The 6,481-nt window shown below is 35.0% G+C and carries 9 protein-coding genes; 2 read left to right on the top strand and 7 right to left on the bottom strand.

Annotation, left to right across the window (positions count from 1 at the left end; translation table 11 throughout):
• Positions 1–150: 150 nt before the first annotated feature.
• Positions 151–1,416 carry a sorbosone dehydrogenase family protein gene (locus A6M55_RS00450; RefSeq protein ID WP_015029091.1) on the top strand — a complete coding sequence of 422 codons (1,266 nt, stop codon included), beginning with the start codon at positions 151–153 and terminating at the stop codon, positions 1,414–1,416.
• 111 nt (positions 1,417–1,527) lie between these two features.
• Here the strand turns inward: A6M55_RS00450 and A6M55_RS00445 are convergent, their stop codons facing one another.
• The 5 genes from A6M55_RS00445 to A6M55_RS00425 all read right to left on the bottom strand — a co-directional run bounded on the left by A6M55_RS00445 (position 1,528) and on the right by A6M55_RS00425 (position 4,789).
• Positions 1,528–1,983, bottom strand: coding sequence for an FKBP-type peptidyl-prolyl cis-trans isomerase (locus A6M55_RS00445; RefSeq protein ID WP_082892879.1), 456 nt, complete (start codon positions 1,981–1,983; stop codon positions 1,528–1,530).
• A gap of 75 nt (positions 1,984–2,058) precedes the next feature.
• Positions 2,059–3,714 carry an LlaJI family restriction endonuclease gene (locus A6M55_RS00440; protein ID WP_064196104.1) on the bottom strand — a complete coding sequence of 552 codons (1,656 nt, stop codon included), beginning with the start codon at positions 3,712–3,714 and terminating at the stop codon, positions 2,059–2,061.
• Positions 3,698–4,114 (bottom strand): putative toxin-antitoxin system toxin component, PIN family, encoded by a 417-nt coding sequence (locus A6M55_RS00435; protein WP_015029088.1) that lies wholly within the window; start codon positions 4,112–4,114, stop codon positions 3,698–3,700. The genes A6M55_RS00440 and A6M55_RS00435 overlap by 17 nt, the downstream gene beginning before the upstream one ends.
• Complete coding sequence (locus A6M55_RS00430) at positions 4,086–4,343, bottom strand: hypothetical protein (protein WP_015029087.1); 258 nt, start codon at positions 4,341–4,343, stop codon at positions 4,086–4,088. Before A6M55_RS00430 ends, A6M55_RS00435 begins: the two co-directional genes overlap by 29 nt.
• A gap of 65 nt (positions 4,344–4,408) precedes the next feature.
• Entirely contained in the window at positions 4,409–4,789 is a 381-nt protein-coding gene (locus tag A6M55_RS00425) for a hypothetical protein (protein WP_064196103.1), read from the bottom strand.
• Positions 4,790–4,877: 88 nt separating this feature from the next.
• Here A6M55_RS00425 and A6M55_RS00420 point away from each other — a divergent pair, with 88 nt between their 5' ends.
• Positions 4,878–5,111, top strand: coding sequence for a helix-turn-helix transcriptional regulator (locus tag A6M55_RS00420; protein WP_015029085.1), 234 nt, complete (start codon positions 4,878–4,880; stop codon positions 5,109–5,111).
• A gap of 4 nt (positions 5,112–5,115) precedes the next feature.
• On the opposite strand, the gene A6M55_RS00415 is transcribed toward A6M55_RS00420, so the two are convergent.
• Positions 5,116–5,886 carry an HNH endonuclease gene (locus tag A6M55_RS00415; RefSeq protein WP_015029084.1) on the bottom strand — a complete coding sequence of 257 codons (771 nt, stop codon included), beginning with the start codon at positions 5,884–5,886 and terminating at the stop codon, positions 5,116–5,118.
• Between the two features lie 5 nt (positions 5,887–5,891).
• A complete protein-coding gene (locus tag A6M55_RS00410; RefSeq protein WP_064196102.1) occupies positions 5,892–6,227 on the bottom strand; it encodes a helix-turn-helix domain-containing protein in 336 nt (111 codons plus the stop codon).
• Positions 6,228–6,481 lie beyond the last annotated feature (254 nt).

Here is a 6,481-nt window from a genome sequence, read left to right as displayed (position 1 = left end):
AGGAAAAAATAGTTTTTAAAAAATTTTAGTAAATATAAGTAGAAAGAATAAAAAAAAAGTTATTTATATAAAAAAAACTTTAAAAAATATTATTTTTACAATCTAAGCAATATTCAAAAAACCCAACCATCTATTTCTAATTCAATATTCATGAAAAAAACATTGATTCGTTCGGCCTATGCTTTGGCCATTTTTTCAACCTCAACCACATTTTTTGCTTTTCGTAATCATATCGACCCACCGAGTAAGGCTGTACCCGCCGAAGGCATCAAACTTCCTGCGGGTTTTTCAGCTACAGTTCTAGGCTCTGATTTAGGAGCAACTCGACACATTACTGTTTCAAAAAATGGCGATGTTTACGCTAAATTATCTAAACTTAAAGATGGAAAAGGCATTTGTTTATTAAGAGATACTAATAAAGATGGTGTCATTGATGAAACAAAATATTTTTCAAATTACCCAGGAACCGGTATCACCATCAAAAATGGATTTCTTTACGCCTCTTCGAATACTGGCGTGCTTCGCTACAAGCTCAATGAAAAAGAAGAGGTGATAGACACCGAAAATCCAGAAAAAATAGTTGATGGATTGGTAGATAAAGGCCGAGATAATGCCAAACCCTTTGTGCTTGATAATGCTAATAATATTTATGTTACGGTGGGTTCGTATAATGACCCTTGCCGTGAAAAAGGTTCGGGCAAAGGTATTATGCCATGTTCGATTTTAGATTCGGCGGGTGGAATTTGGAAATTCAATGCTCAAAAATTGAATCAGACTTATGCCGATGGCATTCGCTATGCAACTGGACTAAAAAATGCGGTTGGAACTGCTTGGAATTCCAAAACAAACACGCTTTTTGCAACCGTACATGGTCGTGGACAATTCCATGATTTTTATCCGCAATATTATACGCCACAACAAAGTGCCGAGCTTCCAGCCGAAACACTTTACGAACTTCACCAAGGAGATGATGCAGGCTGGCCATATATCTATTATGACCAATTTCAGAAAAAGAAAATTGTTGCTCCTGAGTACGGTGGCGATGGCAAAAAAACAGGTGGCGAAAAAGCAATCAATCCAACGGTGGCTTTTCCTGCTCACTTAGGGCCAAATGATTTACTTTTTTATACTGGCACGATGTTTCCTGCGAAATACCGAAATGGAGCATTTATTGCTTTTCACGGACAATCTCCTGAATTAAAGAAAGGATATTTGGTGGCTTTTGTGCCATTTGTGGGCAATAAACCTTCGGGTAAATGGGAAATTTTTGCTGATGGTTTTGCTGGAACTGACCTCGTGAAACCTACTGGCCCAATTCAGCATCGCCCTTGCGGATTGGCCCAAGGCCCCGATGGAGCCTTATACGTGAGCGACGATTTAGGCGGAACTATTTACCGAATTGCTTATAAAAAGTAATAGATAACTATCAGTTTTAAACAAAAATAGGTCTGCACAGAATTGTACAGACCTATTTTTGTGCTTAAATTTTACTCTCTTTTAGGGGCCGTCCGCCGCTGCGGCTGGGGGTTATCTGGCCGAAAGGATTTCAATATCAAAAATCAAAGGTGAGTTTCCTGGAATGGATGACCCTGCACCTGCCGAACCATACCCCAAAGAAGATGGGAAAATAATTGTGCCTTTCTCACCAACTTTTAGTTTGGCGATGCCCTCATCGAAGCCCGGTACTACCTGCCCTACACCCAATCTGAAACTAAACGTACCTGCATCAAATTGCTTATCAGAAAGCAAACGACCCGCGTATCTTACCGAAACCGTTTGTCCTGTTGCTAATTTTGCACCAGCAGTATTTGGAGTAGTTAATATAAAACGTAAACCTGAAGCGGTTTTCTCAGTGATTGTTAAGTTTTTACTTTTAATATAGCTTTCGATTTGCTCATCTTCTGTGCCCGAAATGCCATCTTTCTGACATGCTGCCATCATTATTGCGGTTATAATTACAAGAAATAAATTAATTCTAAACATAAAATCTTGGTTAGTGTTAGGTATTTTCTGAAATAAAGAGTTCAAAATTAGGGAAAAAGATTAGAAAATGCTTTATTATATATTTAAATCGTAAGATTCAATTTTGCAATTTTGCAAATCGCCAAACGCATCAGTTCCTTTTTCAACAGCAAGTAATAATTCATTTTCCCAACCCGATGGTCGATAGATTTTACCTTGCAGTTTTCTAAAATTCTGTTCTACAAATTGCTCAATATCACCCGAAATGATTTTTTTTAACTCAAAATTCTTATTCAAATAAGCAATCAGTTTATTTCTAAAAACCGTTCTTGTGTTTTTCTTAAAGAGGTCTTTTTGTGTTGCACTACTCTGAATATAAGCCGCTACCACAAACAAAAAGTTGATATTGTAGGCTTGAAGTATCAAGGTATCTCTATCGAAAAGTCTGTTGATAAAATGTTTATTACGCTTGAAGTTTTCTTTAAAATCTAAACCATCACTCCGAAAATCAAGGTTATCATTCACAAAGGCACTAATGAAGAAATTAGGTGTGATGTTATAGCCTTCGGTGAGTGCATCACGGTATCGAATTTGCTTAGTGTTTTCACCCGAATTGAGCCAATTGATATTATACTGAATCACGTTTTGGGCATACGTATATTGCTTTTCACGGTCATATTTGCTCAATTTGGCATTTGCTCCGTAATATTTACTGTCTGCAATATGATAAATAGTATCTTGATTAGTCAGTAAATCTTGATACTCATATATGTGGTCTAAAATCTTGCCATCGTCTTGTTCTTTCAAGCCTTTGGGTAGGTTTTCTTCGGCCAAAAGACTATCAATCATGTCTTCAAACACGATATTAAAATCCCTAACTAACAAGACTTCTTTAAACGATTTTTGAGCTTTAATTTTTTCGTTTCGCTCACAAAAAACGTATAACAAATGCCACAATTTCAGCAATTTATCATTAAAATACTTGTATTTAATGCGTTTGAGTATGCGAGTTCCATTATTGATGAAATTCTTAAACTCTGCAACCGAAAGTGTTTTATAGAGCGAATTGATTGGTATTTTCAGAAAATATTTTTGGTTGAATGATTGAAGCACACTCATAAAAAGTACAATCAATTCTTCATCATAATGAACCGTTTTTTGTTTATTGAGCGTATCGAGATAGTGAGGCGAACCATTCTTAAAATAGGCAGTTTTGCGGCTGATGGTTTTAGCCCAATCGGTTTTGTGGTTTTGCGAACTATTGGTTTTCTTGATGAACGTAAAAAGTTGTTGATGCTCTTGGTTGAAGCGTATCAAACTACGCATGATTTCGAGTTCGGAAATAGACTGCTGACCAATATTTGAAACCACTTGAGCAAGGTCAGAGGTTTTGCTGATGCTGCTCTGAGTATTGCGTTCTTTAAACTTTTTGATTGATAAAAACAGCCAAGTATTCATCTCGTACAGAAAACCAAGTTTATTTTCTGCTTTCAGAGCATTGCGTGTTTTTTCGTTGGTGGCTAAATCTAAAAAATCGGTAGGGTCGAAATTACCAAATACTTTTCCCGAATCATCAAGAAAAACTTTGGGTAAAATCATCACTGGTTGGGCTTGGCGGCTGGCATCAAAATAATAACCCACGTAGTTGATTTTGCAACGAAAACCATCAGCCAAAGGCAAATAATAGCGTTCGCTCAGAATCGGCTCAAGTTGTGAGATTTCGTAATGATATTCTTCAAAAAGGATAATCATCTATAAATTGCCTTGCGGTAATAATCGGTATATTTTTATAAGGATGTAAGGTCAATAAATCTTGGTCGCCACTTATGATAAGCGTGGCATTAGCGGCTAATGCAAGCGAAAGGAACTTATTGTCTTTGGGGTCTCGACAATCATTTACATGATTTTTTACATCAACCCACAGAGCCATTTTTCGAAAATTAGATAACCATTGCCAACGCTTTTCATCAGACAAGTATTTATCAAACTTACTCCGAAAAAGCACGTCAGATAACTCGGCAAAAGTTTCATCAGAAGCAAGTAGTACACCTATTTGCAGAGCTTTTTGGTGGGCTAAGGCAGTTGTAGTACCCGATAAGACTGCACTCAGTAAGGTATTTGTATCAATGATAAACTTCCGCTGTTCGCTCACTATCTATTTCGGCTAAAATATTATTCACAATATCGTCAGTCAAGCCATTTTCTTGGGCTTCGCTTCGGAGTACATCGGCACTTTCAAAGTATGCTTGTTTCAACTTTTTACTAAATAATATTTTCAGCAGATTACTGACTTCGAGTTCAGCCGCACGCTTCTGCTCTTCTGGGGCATTCATATACACTGCATAAATGCCATTGGGTACTTCAACCGATAAGGTTTTCATATAGAATGATGAAATGATTATAATATTCTAAATTACCACAATTTTATTAAATTCCAAAAAGCCTTTCAGTTTTTCCAAAACTTAGTTCGCCCTGTTTCTATATCCAACAATCTAAAAGCCGCTAACGAATAAAACTTTGTTTTTCCAAATTCATTCGTTAATTGTATTTTTATTTTGTTCGCATTAGCATCTATATCAAATTTGAATAACTCAACTAAATAAGACTTTCCCAAAGATATACCACCTTCTGAAATCTCATTTATGAGATTGATATTTTGAAACATCGCATAAGTCAATAATGCTTCATAGTCTTTAGTGTCACGATAGATATTAAAAGTAAAACTTTCAATTATTTTTTTCTCAATTATTTTTTTCTCAATTATTTTACCTGTTAAAGGCTCATAAATAGCCAGATTTTTGGTTACAATTACATTTTTGTGGTTCATAATAAGTTAAAATTTAAGATTCGAAGATTATTCCATTTTGGCATAATGCAAACTTATAAATAATTATTGCAAAATGGAATAATTATTTATGAAAAAAACTATTTATACAGAGCAAAGAAAATTTTTATCAGCAAGATTGATAGAAGCACGTGAAAATGCAGGCCTGTCTCAACAAGAAGTAGCTAAGACTGAAATTATATCTCAAAGTGAAATATCGAAAATTGAGAATGGGCAGCGAAGAGTTGAGTTTTTATTACTTTTAGAATTAGCAAAACTATACTCAAAAGGTCTTGATTTTTTTACACCAAATGAAAATCCCTAAAGGTTTATTTAAAATTTTTTGACTCTAAATGTTTACGTAAAAATTCTTTACTTGGAAGAAATCGATCGGGTAAGTTTATAGTTTTGCCCTCAAATCGTCCAAAAAATGGTTGATAGTATTCCTTTTTTATATTTCCTTTGAGTTCCGAAGAAATCAAAATTTTATAGTTTTCATCAATTCCAATAAAACCTTTTTCAAAAGCTTTGTCATATATTGAGGAGAGGCAAATACCATTTTCGGGATTGAGTCTTTCATTTTCATATTCAGCCCAAGGTAAAATATGACCTGCTATTAACATTTCTGAAATATCAATACCCGAAATCGCACATTTTTTCTGATAAATTGAGAGAATAAGTTGTCTGAATAAATTCTGATTTACACGTATTTTTACTTCTCGAATCTTAACTTCACCTTTCTTGTCTGATAAATCAATTAAAATAGAATCATATTTTTTTTCTATTGTAGTTTCTTCATATTGAGTTAATAAAAGTTCACTTTCGAAAAGCATCTCGTCCCAATTTTCATAAAATTGATAAAATATTTCTTTATCCAATTTACTTGAATTACTTGCACCTTTAACACCACGCTTTTGCAAACTTGGGTCAAAACTGGCGAAATTAACTAATTTCCATGCAACAGCAGATGGAGTTCTCCCAATTTTAGAAGCTAAATTAATAATCTCAGGTTGTTTATAGTTAATGCGTGAAAATGGTATTTTACAATATAAATTAAAGGCAACCAAAAGCTCTTCTCTCGTCCAGTTATTTCTCTTCATATAATTTAAAATTTTATTTCCCCCTGTACGGTATTTTTAGAGCGTATGTATTTAATTTTCTCTTCGGCAACTCTTAGCACTTGCTCAGAGTTGGTTTCGCCAACGAGGTCGTAGGCCACTCGGTCGGAGAGATACAGCACCAAGAGTTCTTGTTCATCTAAAGTAAACAGCTCGGCCAATTTCGTGATATGCTCACGGTTGGGATGGCGGAGGTTTTTCTCAAATTTGGCGAGCGTACTGGTATCAATATCAAGGTAAGCCGCTACCTTCCGCAAAGGTAAATTTTGCTGCTCACGGTGCTGCCGTATTATTTCGCCAAACGTCTTTTTTATAGCATCCATAATTTTTGGATTTTATATTTTGGACAAAAATTGTCAATAAAAATAATATTTCCAAATTGTTTTCAAAAAAACGTCAATCCATGTTAAACAAGAGTTGAATCATACCTAAATTTAACCTTCCATTTTAAATTTAACCAATCTACCAAAACTAATGAATTCAATAGTAAAATTTACGCTTGCTTTTTTGCTCACGTTTTCTTTCACCCAATCCCTCACCGCCCAAACCCCAAAAACCACTTCTGGAAATCCAATCT

Source organism: Emticicia sp. MM, assembly GCF_001649495.1.
Note: the sequence above shows the minus strand (reverse complement) of the source record. Positions and strands in the feature narration are given on the sequence as shown.

What these genes read in the sequence shown, in the direction of transcription:
- A6M55_RS00450 (WP_015029091.1), top strand. Translation starts at nt 151, where the DNA reads ATGAAAAAAACATTGATTCGTTCGGCCTATGCTTTGGCCATTTTTTCA.
- A6M55_RS00445 (WP_082892879.1), bottom strand. Translation starts at nt 1,983, where the DNA reads ATGTTTAGAATTAATTTATTTCTTGTAATTATAACCGCAATAATGATG.
- A6M55_RS00440 (WP_064196104.1), bottom strand. Translation starts at nt 3,714, where the DNA reads ATGATTATCCTTTTTGAAGAATATCATTACGAAATCTCACAACTTGAG.
- A6M55_RS00430 (WP_015029087.1), bottom strand. Translation starts at nt 4,343, where the DNA reads ATGAAAACCTTATCGGTTGAAGTACCCAATGGCATTTATGCAGTGTAT.
- A6M55_RS00425 (WP_064196103.1), bottom strand. Translation starts at nt 4,789, where the DNA reads ATGAACCACAAAAATGTAATTGTAACCAAAAATCTGGCTATTTATGAG.
- A6M55_RS00420 (WP_015029085.1), top strand. Translation starts at nt 4,878, where the DNA reads ATGAAAAAAACTATTTATACAGAGCAAAGAAAATTTTTATCAGCAAGA.
- A6M55_RS00415 (WP_015029084.1), bottom strand. Translation starts at nt 5,886, where the DNA reads ATGAAGAGAAATAACTGGACGAGAGAAGAGCTTTTGGTTGCCTTTAAT.
- A6M55_RS00410 (WP_064196102.1), bottom strand. Translation starts at nt 6,227, where the DNA reads ATGGATGCTATAAAAAAGACGTTTGGCGAAATAATACGGCAGCACCGT.